This is a genomic window from Pseudomonas sp. Leaf15 (assembly GCF_001421425.1).
Taxonomy (GTDB): domain Bacteria; phylum Pseudomonadota; class Gammaproteobacteria; order Pseudomonadales; family Pseudomonadaceae; genus Aquipseudomonas; species Aquipseudomonas salomonii.
Window position 1 is genome coordinate 92,756 of record NZ_LMKI01000013.1, and the last position, 22,029, is coordinate 114,784.

The 22,029-nt window shown below is 60.0% G+C and carries 11 protein-coding genes; 5 read left to right on the forward strand and 6 right to left on the reverse strand.

The genetic code is table 11. The annotated features are described in order from the left end of the window. Positions 1–2 precede the first annotated feature (2 nt). The 6 genes from ASE80_RS13105 to ASE80_RS13130 form a co-directional block, all read right to left on the reverse strand. Positions 3–833, reverse strand: a complete 831-nt coding sequence (locus ASE80_RS13105) for a carbohydrate ABC transporter permease (RefSeq protein WP_056859282.1) — start codon at positions 831–833, stop codon at positions 3–5. A gap of 10 nt (positions 834–843) precedes the next feature. Beyond that, on the reverse strand, positions 844–1,734 hold the full coding sequence (locus ASE80_RS13110; protein WP_056859283.1) for a carbohydrate ABC transporter permease: 891 nt from the start codon (positions 1,732–1,734) through the stop codon (positions 844–846). 166 nt (positions 1,735–1,900) lie between these two features. Continuing rightward, complete coding sequence (locus ASE80_RS13115) at positions 1,901–3,184, reverse strand: ABC transporter substrate-binding protein (protein WP_371920517.1); 1,284 nt, start codon at positions 3,182–3,184, stop codon at positions 1,901–1,903. 312 nt (positions 3,185–3,496) lie between these two features. Next, a complete protein-coding gene (locus ASE80_RS13120; protein WP_056859285.1) occupies positions 3,497–9,613 on the reverse strand; it encodes a hypothetical protein in 6,117 nt (2,038 codons plus the stop codon). A 157-nt stretch (positions 9,614–9,770) separates the two neighbouring features. Beyond that, entirely contained in the window at positions 9,771–10,676 is a 906-nt protein-coding gene (locus ASE80_RS13125) for an AraC family transcriptional regulator (RefSeq protein ID WP_056859286.1), read from the reverse strand. 72 nt (positions 10,677–10,748) lie between these two features. Next, positions 10,749–12,038 (reverse strand): glycosyltransferase, encoded by a 1,290-nt coding sequence (locus tag ASE80_RS13130; RefSeq protein ID WP_056859287.1) that lies wholly within the window; start codon positions 12,036–12,038, stop codon positions 10,749–10,751. A gap of 159 nt (positions 12,039–12,197) precedes the next feature. On the opposite strand from ASE80_RS13130, the gene tpx reads away from it, so the two are divergent. From tpx to ASE80_RS13155, 5 genes are all read left to right on the forward strand, one after another. Then, positions 12,198–12,698 carry a thiol peroxidase gene (gene tpx / locus ASE80_RS13135; protein ID WP_056859288.1) on the forward strand — a complete coding sequence of 167 codons (501 nt, stop codon included), beginning with the start codon at positions 12,198–12,200 and terminating at the stop codon, positions 12,696–12,698. 230 nt (positions 12,699–12,928) lie between these two features. Continuing rightward, on the forward strand, positions 12,929–14,233 hold the full coding sequence (locus ASE80_RS13140) for an MdtA/MuxA family multidrug efflux RND transporter periplasmic adaptor subunit (protein ID WP_056859289.1): 1,305 nt from the start codon (positions 12,929–12,931) through the stop codon (positions 14,231–14,233). Then, a complete protein-coding gene (locus ASE80_RS13145) occupies positions 14,230–17,331 on the forward strand; it encodes an MdtB/MuxB family multidrug efflux RND transporter permease subunit (RefSeq protein ID WP_056859290.1) in 3,102 nt (1,033 codons plus the stop codon). Before ASE80_RS13140 ends, ASE80_RS13145 begins: the two co-directional genes overlap by 4 nt. Then, positions 17,328–20,435 carry an efflux RND transporter permease subunit gene (locus ASE80_RS13150; protein ID WP_056859291.1) on the forward strand — a complete coding sequence of 1,036 codons (3,108 nt, stop codon included), beginning with the start codon at positions 17,328–17,330 and terminating at the stop codon, positions 20,433–20,435. Before ASE80_RS13145 ends, ASE80_RS13150 begins: the two co-directional genes overlap by 4 nt. Beyond that, positions 20,432–21,907, forward strand: coding sequence for an efflux transporter outer membrane subunit (locus ASE80_RS13155; protein WP_056859292.1), 1,476 nt, complete (start codon positions 20,432–20,434; stop codon positions 21,905–21,907). Before ASE80_RS13150 ends, ASE80_RS13155 begins: the two co-directional genes overlap by 4 nt. The last annotated feature ends 122 nt before the right edge of the window (positions 21,908–22,029 follow it).

Here is a 22,029-nt window from a genome sequence, read left to right on the forward strand (position 1 = left end):
TATTATTTAACTGCGCCGAAGGACAGGCCACGCACCAGCTGTTTCTGGCTGATCCAGCCAAAGATCAGGATCGGCGCACAGGCGAGGGTCGAAACGGCGGACAATTTGGCCCAGAACAAGCCTTCGGGGCTGGAGTAAGAGGCGATCAGCGCGGTCAGCGGCGCGGCATTCGAGGAGGTCAGGTTCAGCGACCAGAACGCCTCGTTCCAGCACAGGATCAGCGACAGCAGCACGGTGGAGGCCAGGCCGCCCTTGGCGATCGGCAGCAGCACACGGACCATTTCCTGCCACAGGGTGGCGCCGTCCAGGCGTGCGGCTTCGAGGATGTCCTTGGGGATGTCCTTGAAGTAGGTGTACACCATCCACACCACAATCGGCAGGTTGATCAGGGTGTAGATGATGATCAGCGCAATGCGCGTATCCAGCAGGCCAAGGCTCTTGGCCAACAGGTAGATCGGCATCAGCACGCCCACGGGCGGCAGCATTTTGGTCGACAGCATCCACAGCAAGGTGCCCTTGGTGCGTTTGGTTTCATAGAACGCCATGGAGTAGGCGGCCGGCACCGAGATCAGCAGGCACAGGGCGGTGGCGCTGAACGAGATCACCACCGAGTTCCAGGCGTAGGCGAAGTAGTTGCTGCGCTCGTTGATGTGCAGGTAGTTCTCCAGCGTCGGCGTGAAGATGAACTGCGGCGGTGTGGCGAACGCGTCGATTTCGGTCTTGAAGCTGGTCAGCACCATCCAGAAGATCGGGAAGAAAATCAGGATCGCGATGGCCCAGGCCAACGTGCCGAGCAACAGGCTTTGCAGGCGGCGGGATTGTTGAAGCGTCATGGCGCGGCCCTCAAGGCTTGTCAGTCAGGTTTTTGCCGATCATCCGCACCAGGATGATCGCCGCGATATTGGCGATGACCACGGCAATCAAGCCGCCGGCCGAGGCCATGCCCACGTCGAACTGCACCAGCGCCTGGTTGTAGATCAGGTAGGCGAGGTTGGTCGAGGCGTAGCCGGGGCCACCGTTGGTGGTGGTGAAGATTTCGGCGAATACCGAGAGCAAAAAGATCGTTTCGATCATCACCACCACGGCAATCGGGCGCGCCAGGTGCGGCAGGGTCAGGTGCCAGAAGATCGCGATGGCGCCGGCACCGTCCAGGCGTGCGGCTTCTTTTTGTTCCTGGTCGAGGGACTGCATGGCGGTCATCAGCAGCAGGATGGCGAAGGGCAGCCACTGCCACGACACAATGATGATGATCGACAGCAACGGGTAGTGCGCCAGCCAGTCCACCGGCTCGGCGCCGAACAGCTTCCACACGGCGGCGAGAATCCCCGATACCGGGTGGAAAATCAGGTTCTTCCAGATCAGCGCACCGACGGTGGGCATGATGAAGAACGGCGAAATCAGCATCACCCGCACAATGCCGCGGCCAAAGAACTCACTGGCCTCCAGCAACGCGCTGATCAACACGCCGAACACCACGCTGATCAGCAGCACGCTGCCGACCAGTAACAGGGTGTTGGTGGCGCCGGGCAGGAAGCCCGAGTCGGTGATGAAGTAGGTGAAGTTCTCCAGCCCCACGAATTGGTTTTCGCCAGGGTAGAGCAGGTTGTAGCGGATCAGCGAAAAGTACAGGGTCATGCCCAGCGGCACGATCATCCACAGCAGCAGCATGGCCACCGAGGGGCTGACGAGGAACCAGCCGGGGTTGGCCAGGCGGTTTTTGGGTGTTGTATTCATTAGGATCAAGACCAGTCGGGTGCATGCAAAACCAGAATCGGAGCGCGCTCAATGTGGGAGCTGGCTTGCCTGCGATGGCATCACATCGGTCTGGCTGACAGACCGAGTCGCCCGCATCGCAGGCAAGCCAGCTCCCACACAAAGCATTTATCGCGGTGATGCTGAGTTATTTGGGATAACCGGCCCGCTTCATCTCACGCTCGGTGGTGGTCTGCGCTGCGGTCAAGGCTTGGTCCACCGTTTGCTGACCGGTCAACGCACCCGAGAAGAACTTGCCGACCTGGGTACCAATCGCCTGGAATTCAGGAATGGTCACCAACTGGATACCGATATACGGCACCGGCTTGAGGGTCGGTTTGGTCGGGTCGGCGACTTTCAGCGATTCGAGGGTCACCTTGGCAAACGGCGCGGCTTTGAGGTACTCGTCGCTGTAGGTCGATTTGCGCGTGCCAGGCGGCACATTGGCAATGCCATCGGTCTTGGCAACCAGCTCGCCGTATTCCTTGGACGTTGCCCAGGTGGTGAACAGCTTGGCGGCGTCCTTGGCTTTGGAACTGGTCGGGATCGCCAGGCTCCAGGAGTACAGCCACGAGGTGCCCTTGTCGGTCTTCTCGTGCGGCGCGAAGGTGAAACCGACGTTGTCAGCGACCTTGCTCTGAGACTTGTCGGTGACGAACGAACCGGCCACGCTGGCGTCGACCCAGATGGCGCACTTGCCGCTGTTGAACAGCGCCAGGTTTTCGTTGAAACCGTTGCTGGAAGCACCCGGCGGGCCGGATTTTTTCATGTTGTCGACGTAGAAGTTCAACGCGTCCTTCCATTCCGGGCCGTTGAATTCAGGCTGCCACTTCTCATCGAACCAGCGCGCGCCGTAGCCGTTGGCCAGGGTGGTGATCAGCGCCATGTTTTCGCCCCAACCGGCTTTGCCACGCAGGCACAGGCCGTACTGCTCTTTGCTCTTGTCGGTGAGTTTGGCGGCGAATTCGCCGATCTGGCTCCAGGTCGGGTGCTCGGGCATGCTCAGCCCGGCGTTCTTGAACAGGTCGGTGCGGTAGTAGGTGATCGAGCTTTCGGCGTAGAACGGCAGGGCGTACAACGAGCCTTTGACCGACAAGCCGTCACGCACCGAGGGGAACACGTCGTCGAGGTCGTAGGACGCCGGCAGGTCTTTCATCGGCTCCAGCCAACCCTTGGCGCCCCACAGTGCAGCTTCGTACATGCCGATGGTCAACACGTCGAACTGGCCGCCCTGGGTGGCGATGTCGGTGGTCAGGCGTTGGCGCAGCACGTTTTCTTCAAGCACCACCCAGTTCAGCTTGATGTCCGGGTGCTCGGTCTCGAAGGTTTTCGAGAGCTTTTGCATGCGGATCATGTCGCTGTTGTTGACGGTGGCAATGGTCAGGGTTTGCGCGCCAAAGCTGACGGCGCTGAGGGTCATGCAGGTAGTCATGCAGGTGGAGACAAGCAGTGCTTTTGCTGTGAACTTCATCGCGCACTCCATTTCCGCGCCCAGGGGCTACAGAAGGACAGTTATTGTTGTTGTGTCTTCCTACAAGGTCTCAGGAAGAGTGTGCGTTGATTACAGCCTTGAAATGGGCGTGTGACAAATCCTTGGGCGCACTGGGACTGATACTTTTTTGCACTGTAAAAAGCCCGCAGTGGTGATACCCGCAGCAGCCGGCGCTGTGGCTACTGCGAATATTCGTGTTGCCTGATCAAACGGCGAAGGGGAATACGTCCTGACTGCTTAGCGACAAAGGTGTTAAGGGGCCGCTTTGCGGTTATACCCGTGAGAGTAGGGCGTCTTGGGTTTTGAGACGAGCGCGTCCAGCCAGTTTTGGTCGCGTGGGCTTATGAACTGGTTTTGGCCCGTTCTAATCTTGACTTTGTCACGCGCCCATTGGGTCATCACCTCGTCGATCTTGCGTGTGTATTCGCGGGCGGGACAGGCGATATCGGCCCAAGGATCGACAATCCAGGCATCCTTCCAGGCCGCATCCGAGAAATCGACTGTTCCCGCAGGAAGCTCGGTGGGGCCACCGATTACCGTGAACACATGTTCCTGGGACGCATGCCACTCGTAAGCACGACCACCGCTTTTGGTAATGATGTCTTTTGACACCAATGCCATTTCTCCACAGTTGCCGGCGCCCGCCTTCAAAATAAGGTTCGAATAACCCTGTGCAGGGTTCTGTGCGGTTTTGCGCAACCAGGTGAGTGTCATGTTTGCCGCTTCCGAACGTTTGAGATCCGCCTTGGAGAACACTTTATTACCGGGCCCCAAGCCTGTGGCCTTCATGCTGCGGTTCACACTGCTTTTGGCCTGCTGTGCATAGAACTTGTTTTGCTGCTCGGCCGGCCAGGTTGCGAAATCAGCCGGTTTGGTCAAGGGGGTAACCTGGGTCGGATTCAGCGCGATATTCGGCTTGTTGATCGCTTCGGTGCGCTGCAATTGGTAGAGCACTTCCCGTTGTTGTTCCGGGGTCAGGTCTTTACACCAGCCCTTTAATTCATCCACCTCTGCTTTTGAGTAGTTCGATCGCTCCAACTGCGAGAAGGCGTCGTTCAATGTCGGCAGGGCGATGAAGTGAGCGTCAAACGGTGCGGCGGATGCACCTTTGAGGGCGCTGTATTTATTTCGGTAGCCTTGCACTAATGGCAACTCGCTAGGCGAGCATTTGATGAAGGTGAGCTGACCCTGCGACGCGTTGTTCAGTTTCGCGTAGTAAAACTCGGCGGTATCCGCTTCGATGACCAGGTATTTATCCGCGCTCCCGGCCACCGGGCTGTTAACAATGACCCCGCGCACTTCACGTTTGTCGTCGCACTCAGTGCTGATACTTTTGAGTTCGACCACGCGAGTGTCTTGCGCCAATGCATCACTGGCTTGTGCGCCGTAATAACCGAACTGCGGGTCATGTTTGAAACTGCCACTGATTTGGGTTTTGTAGGTGATGGGTTTGTTTTCAAGTGTGGGTACCAGCCTGGGTCCCATTTCGCTGTCCACCATTTTGAGACGTCGTCTTTCGAAAATGACGAATTGGTCTTTCTTGAACAATTTCGGCGGCGAAGGAAACAGGCGAACGTGTTCGAGTGCTTGCAGGTCCTGCCTCAATGGGTCGGTCACATTTGCGATGACCTTGGAAAAACAGTTGTCATTAGCCTCGCGTTTAACCCTGCCACTGCCGATTGAAGGGGCTGGACAGAGAGCTTCAAACCCCTCCAGCGGCTTGAAATGATCAGCCGACTGCAGGTCGGTCAGCACGCCGGGCTTGCGCGAGTCGTAACGGTAAACCTTGCCTTCATTGACCAGATCGAAGCCGTTGGCGCGAGGGATCGTAAAAGCGTCGGCGGCCAGGGGCTTGTCCGCCACCAGGGCTTGAGTGCCGTCCGAGAAGGTCTCTTGGCGCAAGGGCGACGATGTGTCCGAAACAAAACCTTGCAGAGGCGGCCCGTAAGCCTCTTCGGTTCGGGCGTCGTAGGCGTACCATTCACCGTCTTGCTGTACGGCGGTTAGCCTGACTTGCTCTTGAGTGCCGGAACGCACGAGCTTGCCATTGGCCATGTCAGCCGTTTGTTCAACAAGCTGGGTGCTCTGCATGCGACTCAAGGCGTTTTGCGATTGCCGGGTGCTGGTCGCGGTCAGGTCCCTGGCTGCGATGTTTTCGACCGCTTGGGTGCCGAACTTCTCGATGAACTTGGTAGAGACCTTGGCCGCCGCCCAGGCAGCTCCGGTTTTCGCCAACCGCCATAACTTGCCTGCACCTTCGGTGGCCACGTAGATAATGATATCCACGGCCAGATCACCCACGGCCTTCACATATTCACCGTGATAGATGTCTTCAAGGCTGGAGCCGCCCGGCAGAGCGCGTAGCAGGCCTTTGAAGAAATCGCTGGGCTCTACGCCATTTTCAACTGCATTGTGCAAACCACGCTGGGTCGCGACGAAGGTACTTTTGCGCAGGTAGGCCGTGTCCACCAGCACTTTGGCCAAGTTATCCGTTCTTTCGTGGACGAAGGAGGATGACACGTCTTTCTCGTTATGCTCACCGAACTGCTGTTCACGCAGCAACGGCCTCTTGTCGTCGTCGTCAGTCTCTACGAGTATGAATTGCTCATGTGTCCTTAATACGACGTCGGACATGACGCCCGTTCTCGGTTCGGTACCGTTTTTAAAGGCTTGCGTGTCGATAGCGAGGCTGACGTTTTGGCCCAGGGGTGTAGAGGGGGCGATATCGGGGATTCTGACGATTTGCCCGACTGCCGGATAAACCGCAAAGTCCCTTCTTACGCCCTTATGGACGGACGTCATGACTATGCCGCTACCGGCACCTTCCACCTGCAAAAACTCCACGGCGCCAAAGTTGAGGCTATTGCGCTCCTCCAACGGTAACTTGCTGAGCATGTCCTTAAACAACGTAATCGTATTGGCCCTGCGCAGGGTGAAGTCTTGTTCAATGGCCTTGTCGAACGCCTTGTTGATGTCAGGCAATTGGTCGGCCTGCGCACGCAGGTCTTCGAAGTTCAGCCCCGCTATTTCCGAGCTCCAGCTTTCACCCAGACGGCCGGCCTCATACACCTCGCAGATGCTCGCTTTGATACCGGAAAAAAGTCCGCCCGCGACTTTTTCCCATAGGTGCCGGCTTTCGTAGTCGATGTCGGTGCCGAATTGTTCGCGTAAGGCTTCAAGGGCCATTTCTCTTCGGCTCGGGGCCTTGGTGTTACGCAGAAAGTCCCTGGCGTCGGCTATTTCCTTGATCTGCTTGTTGAGGGTTTCCTGGCAGCTTGTCATCTGTTCCAGGGTGTATTCATCTTTGTCATTCTTAGCCAGGTGCTTATTGACGATGGCCCAATCGATCACGGGGTTCATCTGTGCAATGGCTTGCAATCGGGTTTCAGCCCAAGACACCGGAGTGATCCTGTGAAGCGCCATGACGTGTTCAAAGGTCATGCCCGCGCTGGCACCGACGGCCGTCAGCTCGATTCGGTTTACGGCGGTGACAAAGCTGACCCACTCTGGAGTGCCGAGGCGGACAGTGGCCGGTACATCCTTAACCAGCAGGTGCGGTGCCGCACCGGCCATTAACAACTGCGCAATGGCCGGCGCGAGATTTGCCGGAATGTGCTGGTGGTCCGTCAAGTGTTGGATGAAACGCTTACGAAGCGCGCTGCAATCGAGCCCCTGGTGAGTGGGATGCATGAAATCAAACCCTGCAACCGCGTTGCGCCGCTCGCCTGCCGCTGGATCAAGCTCCAGCACCAAGGCCGTCGACAACCATTGCAGAAGGCTGTTTGTGGTGGGCGCGCCCTTCATTTCGGTTTGCAGGTGGCTCGCGAACTCAAGTGCCTTATCGGTAGCGAGCAGTTGCTCCAGTGCTTGCGCCGGGTCTTGGCTGAGCGGGGCAACCTCAGTACTCAGGTAGGCAAGAAGGCTGTTCTGTGGGGCGATGAATTTCTTTACATGGTCCATCACCGTGCTGCGCTGTTCGGTGCTCAGCGGTAGATTCGATGATAGGAAACCCCAGTGGTTGCCAAGCGGTGGCGAGTTGGGCGCCTGCGTGCGCAAGGCTTTGATGAGGTTGTCGGATTCGGCCTTCGACTTGGGGATGTAGCCGTTATTCTCCGCAAGAAACTCCCTGGTCTTTTTGACGCCTTTGGGGTGATGCGAGGAGTCCGGGTCCACCACAAAGCGCATGGCGTCGGCCTGAGTGTCATCGCTTATGTCGGCGCTTTCCAGCTGCTTGATTAATGCATACCGATCATTGCTGTCGCCCAGCGCAGTCCGTTGTTTTTGCAGGCGCGCCACGGTGCTCTGCGCAGGCTCCGAGCGCTCCGGCAATTGTTGGGTGCGGCCTATCAGTTCCAGCTGCCGGGCAAATTCAGCGCTGCCGGGGTCGGTGCTGATGCCATAGAAATTGCACAGCCATTGGAACGGGACGCTGCTCTGCGTGCCATGTTTGAGTTCGACCGGCTTGCCTGCGGCTGCGAAGGGCGCTGCGGCGGCATCCAGGTGAGTCATCACGTCGAAATGCTCAGGGTACTGTTTGGCAAAGTCGGCTTGTTTGTTACGCAGGTCGGCAGCGTCTTTAGGGGCATACCAGGCACTGCCAGTCAGCGATGCATTGTACTGCTGGCACCAATCGGTAATGCCCCGCGCGGTCAGCGCCTTGTTCAAGTACGCCTGAGCCTGGCCGAACAGGCTGTTGGCGGGGACCTGGTCGATCATTTTTGCGGCGGCTTTGGACGGGTCGGCTTTGAGTTCAAGCATCACGCGATGCACGGCGATGGCCAGTTCGCTGTCAGCTTTGGCCTGCAGGTCGGGCGCCGCTGCTGGGTTTTCCGCCGGCACGGGGGTGTCGGCGGCGACGGCAGCGGCGAGCGTTTGCAGCGCTGAAGGTGCAATGGGCGTACCTTCCAATTGCTGTATGACCGCCTGCTGGCGTTGCCGTACGGCACTGGCTACCGGATTGTCAGCGTCTGCATCGAGCAACGCCTGGAACCCATTGTTCTGGTTTATTTCGACGATCCTGTTAAGCATGGCTACAAGCTGGCGTTGCTCCAGGTTCGGCTTTTGCGTGTTTTGTTGATGCGGCGTGGCTTCGTAATAAAAGTCCATCACCTGATACAGCGGCGCCGACGTGCCGGAAGGGTAGGTCACGTCCGAACGAGACCCCGCCGCCATCTGTTCGACGGCATCGCGTATGTCGGTCCAGGCATCGGCCCAGCCCGATACGTCGTTCAATGTAAACGTGGTGTTCACCCCTCTGACGTTGCCCGTCAACTCACCACTTGTGGGGTTGATGCGCACGCTGGTGGGGTCGAGATCGTTGTCTTGCGCAAAGGTTGTAAACGCTTTGCCGTTCAGTGCGGCAAGAAGGTTTTTGCGCACCAGGTTGAAGGTCGAATACTCAGGGATGTTCTCCAGCGTGACCGACGCCTGGTATTGGCCGGCTTGCGGAACCAGTTCCATCAACCCCCGGCTGACCTGTTGCGCGAGCGCCTGATCGGCTTCGCGTACCGTTTGTTGCGCTGTCGACGGGGCGAACGGTTCAAGTGTCGCCCTCAGCGCTTGCGCAGGCAACTCCACGATTTTCTGGCGGGCTTCATGCTGTCGCTGCTTGATCGAGGCATCGAGCGGGTCGCTGCTGCTCAATGCGGGGAAGCCTTTGGTGCTGAGCAACTGCGCGGCGATGGACAGTGTCTCGTTGCTGTTGGTGCGGCCCAGGTGCACAGCGTAAAACGCGGCGACGTTATTGGCCGATGCGTGCTCTCGACCATAAAACGCGATGTCTGAATGACGCGCCCCCGCGAGTTTTTTCGCGGCCGCCAATACAGCGGCCGAGGCGGCTGACCATTCAGGGTTATCACGGGAGAAGTAACTGACAAGGCTGCCATCGGTTTTTTCGGTCAGATCGCCGTTGGCGCCAATGATCAGGTTTGAAGTCACAATCAAATGGGCTTCGGCAAACGACTTGAACGGCTCCGACTCCAGTGCGTCAGCCAGTTCAGACCAGGCCTGGCCGAAGGTGGAATACGCAGGCACGCTGACCTTGTCCTGCCCTTCGCTTGAGCGGCGGGTCTCGCTGGCCAGTCGCTGGCGGATTAGGCTGTTGGCAACACCGATGGCCAGTTGTTGGTCGCCGTGTTCAATCAAGGCGTCGGCGAACTGGCGGACTGACGCTTTGCGTGAATCGGCTGGGGTGCCTGGGTTTTGCAAGTCTCGGCGCACGCGCGAGGCGATGGTGCGAATGTTCGATGGGCTGGGTGGCGTGCTGCCGAGCGGGGCCTTGGCCGGTTGGGGGTTGTGGGGGAGCGGCTGGATGGGCTCGACAGGTCGTAGCAAGGTGCTCTGAGTAGGGGACGGCTGCGTATTGATCATAGAGTTACCCTTTGCCTGTGTGTCAGAAAAGCACCACCCAACGCCTGAAATAGGCGGTGATGCCTTCGCTGAGTGACAGCGGGCCCTACGCGGTTCCGTTTGTGTGCAGCGGTTTGAACCGTGTTTTTTTGTTCCGGATGTGTCGCAGCCAACAGGTTCAGGCCAGGTTCTGTTCCGTGAGCCGTTGCACTGCCAGGCGTCGGTAGTGAGAAGGGGTCATACCCTTGAGCTGCTGAAAGCGCCGGTTGAAGTTGGAGATATTGTTGAAACCCGACTCAAAGCACACATCGGTGACGGCCTTGTCACCGTCCGCGAGCAATTCGCAGGACTTGCTGATGCGCAGCCGGTTGACGAATTCGATGAAGGTGCGCCCGGTGGCCTGCTTGAACACGCGGGAAAAGTACGTCGGCTTCATCCCCAGGTGTTCCGCCACTTCCTCCAAAGGCAACTCACGCGCGTAGTGGGCAAAGATATAGTCCACCGCGCGGTTGGTGCGGTCGATGCTGTGCTCGTCGGCCAGTTGCGGCGTGGTCACGCCGGAGAGCAACTGGTAGTCCTCGCAGGCGCTCAATACGTCCAGCAAGATGAAGAAATGCCCAAGGCGCGCCATGCCCCGGCTGTCTTCGATACGCTGCATCAGTTCCATGGCCTGGGCGATGGTTTTTTTGCAGCGAAACTCGACGCCGTACTGTGCCCGTTCAAGTAACGGCGTCAGGCTCTTGAGTTCGGCGAACAAGTGGTTGCCCTGCTCAAACAACTCATCGGTGAAATTCACCAGCATGTCGCGCTTGGGGACCACCTCGTCCTCTTCCACCTGGCTGATCCAGTTGTGGGGCAGGTTGGGGCCGGTGAGGAACAGGCTTTCCGGATAGAAATTGCCGATGTAGTCGCCGATAAACACCTTGCCGGCGCTGGCCACGATCAGGTGCAGCTCGTATTCCTTGTGGAAGTGCCAGCGCACCAGCGGGCAGGGGAAACCGTGCTGGCGATAGATGATGGACAGACCGTTGTGATCGTCCATCAACTCGTAGGAGGGGTCGGTAATGCGCATTGCTCGGGTCATGCTGCCGTCGCTTTATTGTGGTTGCTGCACAGGATAATGCCCCCTTGCGCGCAACCTCGCCAGCGCCAACCTTTATAGGCTGCGGTTTTTTGCCTCGATCCACTGCGACATGTACTGGGTACTTTTATGCGCATGGTGGCGCAACATGCTGCCGGTGAAGTTATCCCGGCGATGGGCAGCGAGTTGGCTGCGGCAGCGTTGCAGGCAGTCTACAAGGGCCGGGCCGTGGAAGGTCTGGTCGTAGCGTCGGGCGAGCAACTGGCGGCCGGCCTCCTGGGCCTGTGTCCAGCGTTCGTGGTCTTGATACAGCGCCACGGCCGCCGCCGCCAGTGCCGGCGCACTCTGTTCGATCATGCCCGGCCACGGCTGTTCGTCGCCCATGGCCTCGGCGCCAATCGGCGTGGTGATATTCGGCGTGCCGCAGAGCATGGCGTCCATCAGTTTGCCCTTGATCCCGGCGCCGAAGCGTATGGGCGCCAGGCAGATACGTGCGGCCGTCATCACTTGCAGGGCATCTTCGGCCCAGTTCATCACATGAAAACCCTGCGCAGGGTTGTGCAGTGCGGTGGCCTTGGGCGGCGTGTAGGCGCCGTAGATATGCAGCTGTGCACCCGGCAGTTGCTGGCGTATCAACGGCCACAGGCTGTTCTTCATCCACAGCACCGCGTCCCAATTGGGCGCGTGGCGGAAATTGCCGATGCTGAGAAAGTGCGCGCGGTCTTCAAACGGCGCAAAGGCTTCGGTCGGCGGCTCCAGCATTAATGGGCACCAGTGGAGCAGGGCGGCCGGCACCTTGAATTGCTCGGTGAGCAGGCGGATTTCCACATCGGAAATCATCAGGCTGATATCACAGCGGTAAATGGCGGCGATCTCGCGCTTGGCGAGGTCGGTGTCGGCCATCCACTGGAACGCTTCCTGCAGGGCCGGCTGGAACAGTGCGCTGAAATCGTCGCTGTCAGGGTGAGCCTTGAGGTGGGCCTTGAAACGCTGATGGCGCGCATCGCGCAGGCTTTGCAAATCGGAGGTTTCCAGCACGCGCAAGGCATCGGGGCAGCATTGCTCCACGCGCCAGCCGAACTGCTCTTCCATCATGAAACGGTCGAACAGCACGATGTCCGGGGCTAACGCGCGGATAAAATCGTCGAAACTGCTGTTGTTGAGCTCGATGGCGCACTCGGTGATGCCCAAGGCAGGCAAGTCGGCCTTGTGTTCGCCAATGGTCGCCGGGCTGCTGAAGGTAATGTCCCAACCCTGGTCCAGAAAGCTTTGCAGAATCTGCATCATATGCCCGCCAGCGGCGGAGGAGCGGGGTTCCGGCCAGACATAACCAATGACCAGGACTTTGGTGGCGGGCTGATTCATCGGCAACGGGTTCCTTGAAGGACGGGCGAAAAGCGCGCAATTAAAGCACACCATGACGACATGAGAATTTGTGTCTGGCGGTAGGTAGCCACCTCAGTTTGTGGTTAACTTCGGCCTCTCGAATTCGTTTAACCAAAACCCAGCATAAGGATTCCGTTCATGGCCCAAGTCACCCTTCGTGGTAACCCTGTCCAGGTTGAAGGCGAATTGCCGAAAACCGGTGCCACCGCTCCTGAGTTCAGCCTTGTCGCTGTAGACCTGTCAGAAGCATCCCTGGAAACGTTCGCCGGCAAGCGCAAAGTGCTGAACATCTTCCCAAGCGTCGACACCCCGACCTGCGCCACTTCGGTACGCAAGTTCAACGCCCAGGCCAACGATTTGAGCAACACCGTTGTACTGTGCATCTCCTCTGACCTGCCGTTTGCCCAGAAGCGCTTCTGCGGCACCGAAGGCCTGGACAACGTGCTGAGCCTGTCGGACTTTCGCAACGCCGACTTCGCCGTAGACTACGGCGTGTCCCTGGCCGACGGCCCGCTGCAAGGCCTGACCGCCCGTGCCGTGGTGGTACTGGACGAAAACAACAACGTGCTGCACAGCGAACTGGTGCCTGAAATCGGCCAAGAGCCAAACTACGAAGCAGCCCTGGCTGTTTTGAAGTAACAGTTTCGGCGCATTACTGTCATTTTGCAGTAGCACGCTTGCGGCAAGATTGCGGCCTGGCCTAGTCCAGGCCGTTTTTATTTGCGCTTCAGACGTTTAGCGAAATAGCCCGCGGACTAAGGTCAACCGTTAAAAGTTGTAATCCAAGGTAAATAGCCGGTAAAGGCGCTTTTCTTAATGCGCCCCAGTGCTTATCTTTCAGCCTCCCAAAGAAGAAGCTCTCGCGCCCAATGGTTGATCACTCCATGCAATCCTCCCCCCGCAATTCCCGCCGCTGGCTGTTCGGCCTGCTCGTGCTGTTGGTCATCGCCGGCCTGTGCTGGAAATTCTGGCCCGCCGGCCATAAAGACGACACCGCGCAGAAACCGGCCGGGCATACCGGCAAGACGGGGATGGCGCGGCCCGGTTTCGGTGGTTCCACCGGCCCGATCCCCGTGCGCGTGGCGCCGGCGGTGCTGGGCGAGTTCCCGGTGTACTACAAGGCCCTGGGCACGGTGACCGCACTCAATACCATTAATGTGCGCAGCCGGGTGGGCGGTGAGCTGGTCAAGATCGCCTTTGAAGAAGGTCAGATGGTCAAGGCGGGCGACCTGCTCGCGGAGATCGACCCGCGCAGCTACCAGAACGCCTTGCTCCAGGCCCAGGGCACGCTCCTGCAGAACCAGGCCCAACTGAAAAACGCCCAGGTGGACGTGCAGCGTTACCGCGACCTGTATGCCCAGGACAGCATTGCCAAACAGACCCTGGACACCGCCGAAGCCCTGGTCATGCAATACCAGGGCACGGTCAAGACCAACCAGGGCGCGGTCGACGACGCCAAGCTCAACCTCGAATTCACCAAGATCCGCGCGCCGATCAGTGGCCGGGTCGGCCTGCGTCAGGTCGACGTCGGCAACCTGGTGGCGGCCAATGACACCACCTTCCTGGCGGTGATCACCCAGACCCAGCCGATCAGCGTGGTCTTCACCCTGCCGGAAAACACCCTCGACACCGTGCTCACCCGTTACCACGCCGGCAACAAGCTGCCCGTGGAAGCCTGGGACCGCGGCGATGTGAAGCAGCAGGCGCTCGGCGTGCTGCAGAGCCTGGACAACCAGATCGACGTGACCACCGGCACGCTCAAATTCAAGGGCCGTTTCGATAACAAGGACCAGGCGCTGTTCCCCAACCAGTTCGTCAATGTGCACCTGCTGGCCGACACCTTGCACAACGTGGTGCTGGCACCGTCCGCCGCGATCCAGTTCGGCAACAGCGGCACCTTCGTCTACAAGCTCGACGGCGACAAGAAGGTCAAGATGCAACCCTTGGTGGTCGGCGATACCGACGGCGACAACACCGTCATCAAGGAAGGCCTGGTGGCCGGTGACCGCGTGGTGCTGGAAGGCACCGACCGCCTCAAGGACGGCAGCGACATTGAAGTGGTCAACGCCAGCAGCGAAGTGCCGACCACGCCGACCAAACACCTGCAAGGCAAGCCTGCGGCAAAAGGGGAGACCGGCGCTAACGCCGGCAAGGCGCAAAAGGTCGGTTCATGAACCTGTCGCGACTGTTTATCCTTCGCCCGGTTGCCACCACGCTGAGCATGCTGGCCATTGTCCTGGCCGGCATCATTTCTTACCGTTTGTTGCCTGTCTCGGCCTTGCCCCAGGTGGATTACCCGACGATCCGGGTGATGACCCTTTACCCAGGCGCCAGCCCGGACGTGATGACCAGCGCGGTCACTGCGCCGCTGGAGCGTCAGTTCGGGCAAATGCCCGGCCTCACACAGATGGCGTCCACCAGTTCGGGTGGCGCCTCGGTGCTGACCCTGCGTTTTAACCTCGACATCAATATGGATGTCGCCGAGCAACAGGTGCAGGCCGCGATCAACGCCGCGACCAACCTGCTGCCCAAGGATTTGCCGGCGCCGCCGGTGTACAACAAGGTCAACCCGGCGGACACCCCGGTGCTGACCCTGGCGATTACCTCCAAGACCATGCTGCTGCCCAAGCTCAACGACTTGGTTGACACGCGCATGGCGCAAAAAATTGCGCAAATCAGCGGCGTCGGTATGGTGAGCATCGCCGGTGGCCAGCGCCAGGCCGTGCGCATCAAGGTCAACCCTGAGGCCCTGGCGGCCAATGGCTTGAACCTGTCCGACGTGCGCACCCTGATCGCCGCCTCCAACGTCAACCAGCCCAAGGGCAACTTTGACGGCCCTACGCGCGTCTCCATGCTCGATGCCAACGACCAGTTGGTTTCGCCTGCGCAATACGCCGAGTTGATCCTGGCCTACAACAACGGCGCGCCGCTGCGCCTTAAAGACGTGGCGCAGATCGTCGACGGCGCCGAAAACGAGCGCCTCGCTGCCTGGGCCAATGAAAACCAGGCGGTGCTGCTCAATATCCAGCGCCAGCCCGGCGCCAACGTGATCGAAGTGGTGGACCGTATCAAGGCGCTGCTGCCGAGCATCACCGACAACCTGCCGGCTGGCCTGGATGTGACGGTGCTTACCGACCGTACCCAGACCATCCGCGCCTCGGTGAAGGACGTACAGCACGAATTGCTGATCGCCATTGCCCTGGTGGTGATGGTCACGTTCCTGTTCCTGCGCCGGGTCAGCGCCACGATCATTCCGTCGATCGCCGTGCCGCTGTCGCTGGTGGGCACCTTTGGCGTGATGTACCTGGCGGGCTTCTCCATCAACAACCTGACGCTGATGGCACTGACCATCGCCACCGGGTTTGTGGTGGACGATGCCATCGTGATGCTGGAAAACATCTCGCGCTACATCGAGGAAGGCGAGACGCCCATGGCGGCTGCGCTCAAGGGCGCCAAGCAAATCGGGTTCACCCTGATTTCCCTGACCCTGTCGCTGATCGCGGTACTGATTCCGCTGCTGTTCATGGCCGATGTGGTCGGGCGGCTGTTCCGCGAATTTGCCATCACCCTGGCGGTGGCGATCCTGATTTCCCTGGTGGTGTCACTGACCCTGACGCCGATGATGTGCGCGCGCCTGCTCAAGCGCGAACCCAAGGAAGAAGAACAAGGCCGTTTCTACAAGGCCAGCGGCGCCTGGATCGATTGGTTGATCGAAGCCTACGGGCGCAAATTGCAGTGGGTGCTCAAGCACCAGCCGTTGACCCTGCTGGTGGCCATCGCCACCCTGGGCCTTACCGTGGTGCTGTACCTGGTGGTGCCCAAGGGCTTTTTCCCGGTGCAGGACACCGGGGTGATCCAGGGCATATCGGAAGCACCGCAGTCGATTTCGTTTGCCGCCATGAGCCAGCGCCAGCAGGAGTTGGCCAAGGTGATCCTGGCCGACCCATCGGTTGAAAGCCTGTCGTCCTACATTGGTGTGGATGGCGATAACGCTACCCTCAACAGCGGCCGTTTGCTGATCAACCTCAAGGCCCACGGCCAGCGCGACGTGAGCGCGGCCCAGGTCATCACGCGCCTGCAACCGCAGATCGACAAGCTGGTGGGCATTCGCCTGTTCATGCAGCCGGTGCAGGACTTGACCATTGAAGACCGCGTGAGCCGCACCCAGTACCAGTTCAGCATGTCCTCGCCGGACGCCGACCTGTTGGCGCTGTGGAGCGACAAACTGGTGCACGCCTTGCGCCAGTTGCCGGAACTCACCGATGTGGCCAGCGACCTGCAGGACAAGGGCCTGCAAGTGTTCCTGGTGATCGACCGCGACGCCGCCTCGCGCCTGGGCGTGAGTGTGTCGACCATCACCGATGCGCTGTACGACGCCTTCGGCCAGCGGCAGATTTCCACCATCTACACCCAGGCCAGCCAGTACCGCGTGGTATTACAGGCGCAATCGGGTGAAACCCTGGGGCCGGCGGCGCTCAACCAGATCCACGTGAAAACCACCGACGGCGGCCAGGTGCGGCTGTCGAGCCTGGCGCATGTGGAGCAGCGTCAGGCACAACTGGCAATTGCGCATATCGGCCAGTTCCCGGCGGTGATGATGTCGTTCAACCTGGCGCCTGGCGTCGCGCTGGGCAAAGGCGTGGAGCTGATCAACCAGACCCAGAAGGACATCGGCATGCCGGTGGGCGTGCAGACCCAGTTCCAGGGCGCAGCCCAGGCCTTCGAAGCCTCGCTGTCGAGCACCTTGCTGCTGATCCTGGCGGCGGTGGTAACCATGTACATCGTGCTCGGCGTGCTGTACGAGAGTTACATTCACCCGATCACGATTCTTTCCACGCTGCCATCCGCCGCAGTCGGCGCTTTGCTGGCGTTGCTGCTCAGTGGCAATGACCTGGGCATGATCGCGATCATCGGCATCATCCTGCTGATTGGTATCGTCAAAAAGAACGCGATCATGATGATCGACTTCGCCCTCGACGCCGAACGCAACCAGGGCCTGGACCCGCAGACCGCGATTTATCAGGCGGCATTGCTGCGCTTTCGGCCGATTTTGATGACCACCCTGGCGGCCTTGTTTGGTGCGGTGCCATTGATGCTGGCCACAGGTTCCGGCGCGGAGTTGCGCCAACCGCTGGGCCTGGTGATGGTCGGCGGCTTGCTGGTGAGCCAGGTGTTGACGCTGTTCACCACGCCGGTGATCTACCTGTATTTCGACCGCCTTGGCCGTCGCTGGCGCAAAGAGCCGCAAAACCTGGAGCCGGTTGAGTCATGAACCTGTCCGGACCTTTCATTCGCCGGCCGGTAGCCACCATGCTGCTGAGCCTGGCGATCATGTTGCTCGGTGGCGTCAGCTTCAACTTGCTGCCGGTGTCGCCGTTGCCGCAGATCGACTTCCCGGTGATCGTGGTGTCGGCCAGTTTGCCCGGCGCCAGCCCCGAGGTCATGGCGTCTACCGTGGCGACGCCGCTGGAACGCTCATTCGGCGCGATTGCCGGCATCACCACCATGAGCAGTTCGTCGAGCCAGGGCTCTACGCGGGTGATTCTGGCATTCGACTCCGACCGTGATATCAACGGCGCGGCGCGTGAAGTGCAGGCGGCCATCAATGCCTCGCGCAACCTGCTGCCCAGTGGCATGCGCAGCATGCCGACCTACAAGAAGATCAACCCGTCCCAGGCACCGATCATGGTGCTCTCGCTGACCTCCGACGTATTGCAAAAGGGCGAGTTGTACGACCTGGCCTCGACCATCCTCTCGCAAAGCCTGTCCCAGGTGCCGGGCGTGGGCGAGGTGCAGATCGGCGGCAGTTCCTTGCCGGCGGTGCGCATCGAGTTGGAACCCAAGGCCCTGGACCAGTACGGCGTGGCCCTGGACGATGTGCGCAACACCATCGCCAATGCCAACCAGCGGCGGCCCAAGGGTTCCCTGGAAGACAGCGAGCGTAACTGGCAGATCCAGGCCAATGACCAGCTGGAAAAGGCCAAGGACTACGAGCCACTGCTGATCCGCTACCAGAACGGCGCAGCCTTGCGCCTGGGTGATGTGGCGAAGATCAGCGACGGCGTGGAAGACCGCTACAACAGCGGCTTCTTCAACAATGATTCGGCGGTGCTGCTGGTGATCAACCGCCAGTCCGGCGCCAACATCATCGAGACCGTCCGGCAGATCAAGGCCCAGTTGCCCGCGTTGCAGGCGGTGCTGCCATCCAGCGTCAAGCTCAACCTGGCCATGGACCGCTCGCCGGTGATCACCGCGACCCTGCATGAAGCCGAGATGACCCTGCTGATTGCCGTGGCCCTGGTGGTGCTGGTGGTGTACCTGTTCCTGGGTAACTTCCGCGCCTCGTTGATCCCGACCCTGGCAGTGCCGGTGTCGCTGGTCGGCACCTTTGCGGTGATGTACCTGTTTGGGTTTTCGCTGAACAATTTTTCGCTGATGGCGTTGATCCTGGCCACCGGCCTGGTGGTGGACGACGCCATCGTGGTGCTGGAAAACATTTCCCGGCATATCGACGAGGGCGTGCCGCCGATGAAGGCGGCGTACCTGGGCGCCGAGGAAGTCGGCTTTACCTTGCTGTCGATGAACGTGTCGCTGGTGGCGGTGTTCCTGTCCATCCTGTTTATGGGCGGCATTGTCACCAATCTGTTCCGTGAGTTTTCCATCACCTTGTCGGCGGCGATCATTGTGTCGCTGATCGTCTCGCTGACCTTGACCCCGATGCTCTGCGCGCGCTGGCTCAAACCGCACATCAAAGGGCACATGACCGGTTTGCAGCGCTGGAGCCAGAAGGTCAACGACCGCATGGTCGCGGCCTACGCCACCAGCCTGGACTGGGTGCTGCGCCATCGCCGCCTGACCCTGCTGAGCCTGTTGATCACCGTGGGCGTGAACATCGCGCTGTACGTGGTGGTACCGAAAACCTTCATGCCGCAGCAGGACACCGGCCAGTTGATCGGGTTTGTGCGCGGCGATGACGGGCTGTCGTTCAATGTGATGCAGCCGAAGATGGAAACCTTCCGCAAGGCGGTGCTCAAGGACCCGGCAGTGCTCAGCGTGGCGGGCTTTATCGGCGGCAACAACGGCACCAACAACGCGGTGATGCTGGTGCGCCTCAAGCCTATTGCCGAGCGCAAGCTCTCGGCCCAGGCGGTGATCGAGCGTCTGCGCAAGGAAGTGCCGCTGGTGCCGGGCGGACGTCTGTTCCTGATGGCCGACCAGGACCTGCAATTTGGCGGCAGCCGGGACCAGACCAGCGCCCAATACTCCTACATCCTGCAAAGCGGCGACCTGGCTGCGTTGCGCCTGTGGTACCCGAAAGTGGTCGCTGCCTTGCGCGAACTGCCGGAGCTGACCGCCATCGACGCCCGCGAAGGGCGCGGTGCGGCGCAGGTGACGCTGGTGGTCGACCGCGACCAGGCCAAACGCCTGGGCATCGACATGAGCATGGTCACCTCGGTGTTGAACAACGCCTACAGCCAACGGCAGATTTCCACTATCTACGACAGCCTCAACCAGTACCAGGTGGTGATGGAGGTCAACCCGAAATACGCCCAGGACCCGATCACCCTGAACCAGATGCAGGTGATCACTTCCACGGGCGCGCGGGTGCCGTTGTCAACCATTGCCCATTACGAAAACAGCCTGGCCGACGACCGCGTCAGCCATGAAGGCCAGTTTGCTTCGGAAGACATTGCCTTTGACATGTCGCCCGGGGTAACGGTGGAGCAGGGCACGGCCGCCATCGAGCGGGCGATTGCCAAGGTCGGTTTGCCGGAAGACGTGATCGCCAAAATGGCCGGCACCGCCGATGCCTTTGCGGCGACGCAGAAGGGCCAGCCGTTCATGATTCTGGGCGCGCTGGTGGCGGTGTACCTGGTGTTGGGCATTCTGTATGAAAGCTATATTCACCCACTGACCATTCTGTCGACCTTGCCGTCGGCCGGTGTCGGCGCGCTGCTGTCGATTTACCTGCTGGGCGGTGAATTCAGCCTGATATCCCTGCTGGGTCTGTTCCTGTTGATCGGCGTGGTGAAGAAGAATGCGATCTTGATGATCGACCTGGCGCTGCAATTGGAGCGCCACGACGGCATGAGCCCGTTGGAATCGATCCGTAGCGCCTGCCTGCTGCGCCTGCGGCCAATTTTGATGACCACGCTCGCGGCGATTCTGGGCGCCTTGCCGTTGCTGCTCGGTTCCGGCGATGGCGCCGAAATGCGCCAGCCTCTGGGCCTGACCATTATCGGTGGGCTGGTGTTCAGCCAGATCCTGACCCTTTACACCACCCCGGTGGTCTACCTCTATCTTGACCGCGCGCGCCACCGTTTCAACGCCTGGCGCGGCGTGCGTACCGATGCTGCCTTGGATACTGCGCTATGACCGATTCAACCTTGACTAAATTGGCCATGAGCATGCCCCGTGGTTCCCGCATCGCCAGCCTGCTGCTGTGCGGCGCATTGCTCAGCGCCTGCGCCATCGGCCCGGATTACAAACGCCCGGAGGTGGTCGAGCCCGCGCAGTTCAAGCAAGCCCAGGGCTGGCGCCAGGCCAACCCCAGCGATTCCCTGGCCCGTGGTGCCTGGTGGGAGTTGTACGGTGACCGTCAACTCAACGAGCTGGTCACGCGCCTGAATAACTCCAACCAGACCGTGGCTCAGGCTGAAGCGCGCTTCCGCCAGGCCCAGGCCCAGGTGCGCAGTGCACGCGGGGCGTTTTTCCCCACGGTGGACTTCAGTGCCGGTAAAACCCGTGCCAGCCAGGGCACCGGCAGCAGTAACGCCAGCCTCAGCAGTTCCAGCAGTGGTATCCGCGACACGCTCAATACGCAGTTGGGCGTGAGTTGGGAAGCGGATGTGTGGGGCAAGTTGCGCCGTGGTCTTGAAGCGAATGAAGCCACGGCTGAAGCCAGTTCTGCGGATCTGGCGGCGATGCGTTTGAGCCAGCAATCGGAGTTGGTGCAGGACTATCTGCAACTGCGCGTGATGGACGAGCAGACACGTTTGCTGCAGGCCACGCTGGAGACTTATCAGCGCTCCCTGAAGATGACTGAAAACCAGTACCGCGCGGGGGTTTCCGATAAAGCCGCGATTGCCCAGGCACAGACTCAACTGAAGACGACCCAGGCCAGCTTGATCGACTTGATCTGGCAGCGTGCGCAGTTGGAAAACGCCATTGCGGTGTTGATCGGCGAAGCGCCGGCCAACTTCAATCTGGCAGTGAGCAAGGACATTCCAGCCTTGCCGCAGATTCCGGTAAGTGTGCCATCGCAATTGCTTGAGCGGCGCCCGGATATCGCGTCGGCGGAGCGCTCGGTGATTGCGGCCAACGCGAATATCGGCGTGGCCAAGGCGGCGTATTACCCGGACCTGACCTTGAGCCTGGCGGGTGGCTATTCCAGTAGCACCTATGCGGACTGGATCAGTTTGCCCAACCGGTTCTGGTCGGTGGGGCCCAAGCTTGCGATGACCTTGTTTGACGGTGGGCAGCGTTCGGCTGAGGTTGATCGTAGTGTGGCTTCTTACGACGAGACGGTGGCCAAGTACCGCCAGACAGTGCTGGATGGTTTCCGCGAAGTGGAAAACTATATGGTCCAGTTGAAGGTGCTGGAAGATGAGGCGGTGGTCAGCAATGAAGCCCTGGAGGCCGCGCGCGAGTCCCTGCGCTTGACACAGAATCAGTACAAGGCCGGGCTGATCGCCTACCTGGATGTGGTGACGGTGCAGGCCACGGCGTTGAGTAATGAACGCACGGTCTTGACCTTGTTGCAGACGCGCCTGGTTGCGAGTGTGCAGTTGATTGCAGCGATGGGTGGCGGCTGGGATGGGCAGACGTCATTGGCTGAGAAAAAGTGACTGAGAAGAAGTGACTGAGCAAATTTCAACAAACGACTCAATCGTCTCCCGGATTTTAAAGTGGCCGATCCTGTCGCACCGGGCCTGATATTCAAGCAGATGACTCGGCTCAGTTGGTTGAA

Excerpts from the sequence above, each read along its gene's own strand:
- ASE80_RS13140 (WP_056859289.1), top strand. The coding sequence starts at position 12,929 with ATGGTTGATCACTCCATGCAATCCTCCCCCCGCAATTCCCGCCGCTGG.
- ASE80_RS13150 (WP_056859291.1), top strand. The coding sequence starts at position 17,328 with ATGAACCTGTCCGGACCTTTCATTCGCCGGCCGGTAGCCACCATGCTG.
- ASE80_RS13130 (WP_056859287.1), bottom strand. The coding sequence starts at position 12,038 with ATGAATCAGCCCGCCACCAAAGTCCTGGTCATTGGTTATGTCTGGCCG.
- ASE80_RS13145 (WP_056859290.1), top strand. The coding sequence starts at position 14,230 with ATGAACCTGTCGCGACTGTTTATCCTTCGCCCGGTTGCCACCACGCTG.
- ASE80_RS13155 (WP_056859292.1), top strand. The coding sequence starts at position 20,432 with ATGACCGATTCAACCTTGACTAAATTGGCCATGAGCATGCCCCGTGGT.
- ASE80_RS13105 (WP_056859282.1), bottom strand. The coding sequence starts at position 833 with ATGACGCTTCAACAATCCCGCCGCCTGCAAAGCCTGTTGCTCGGCACG.
- ASE80_RS13110 (WP_056859283.1), bottom strand. The coding sequence starts at position 1,734 with ATGAATACAACACCCAAAAACCGCCTGGCCAACCCCGGCTGGTTCCTC.
- ASE80_RS13115 (WP_371920517.1), bottom strand. The coding sequence starts at position 3,184 with ATGACTACCTGCATGACCCTCAGCGCCGTCAGCTTTGGCGCGCAAACC.
- ASE80_RS13120 (WP_056859285.1), bottom strand. The coding sequence starts at position 9,613 with ATGATCAATACGCAGCCGTCCCCTACTCAGAGCACCTTGCTACGACCT.
- tpx (WP_056859288.1), top strand. The coding sequence starts at position 12,198 with ATGGCCCAAGTCACCCTTCGTGGTAACCCTGTCCAGGTTGAAGGCGAA.
- ASE80_RS13125 (WP_056859286.1), bottom strand. The coding sequence starts at position 10,676 with ATGACCCGAGCAATGCGCATTACCGACCCCTCCTACGAGTTGATGGAC.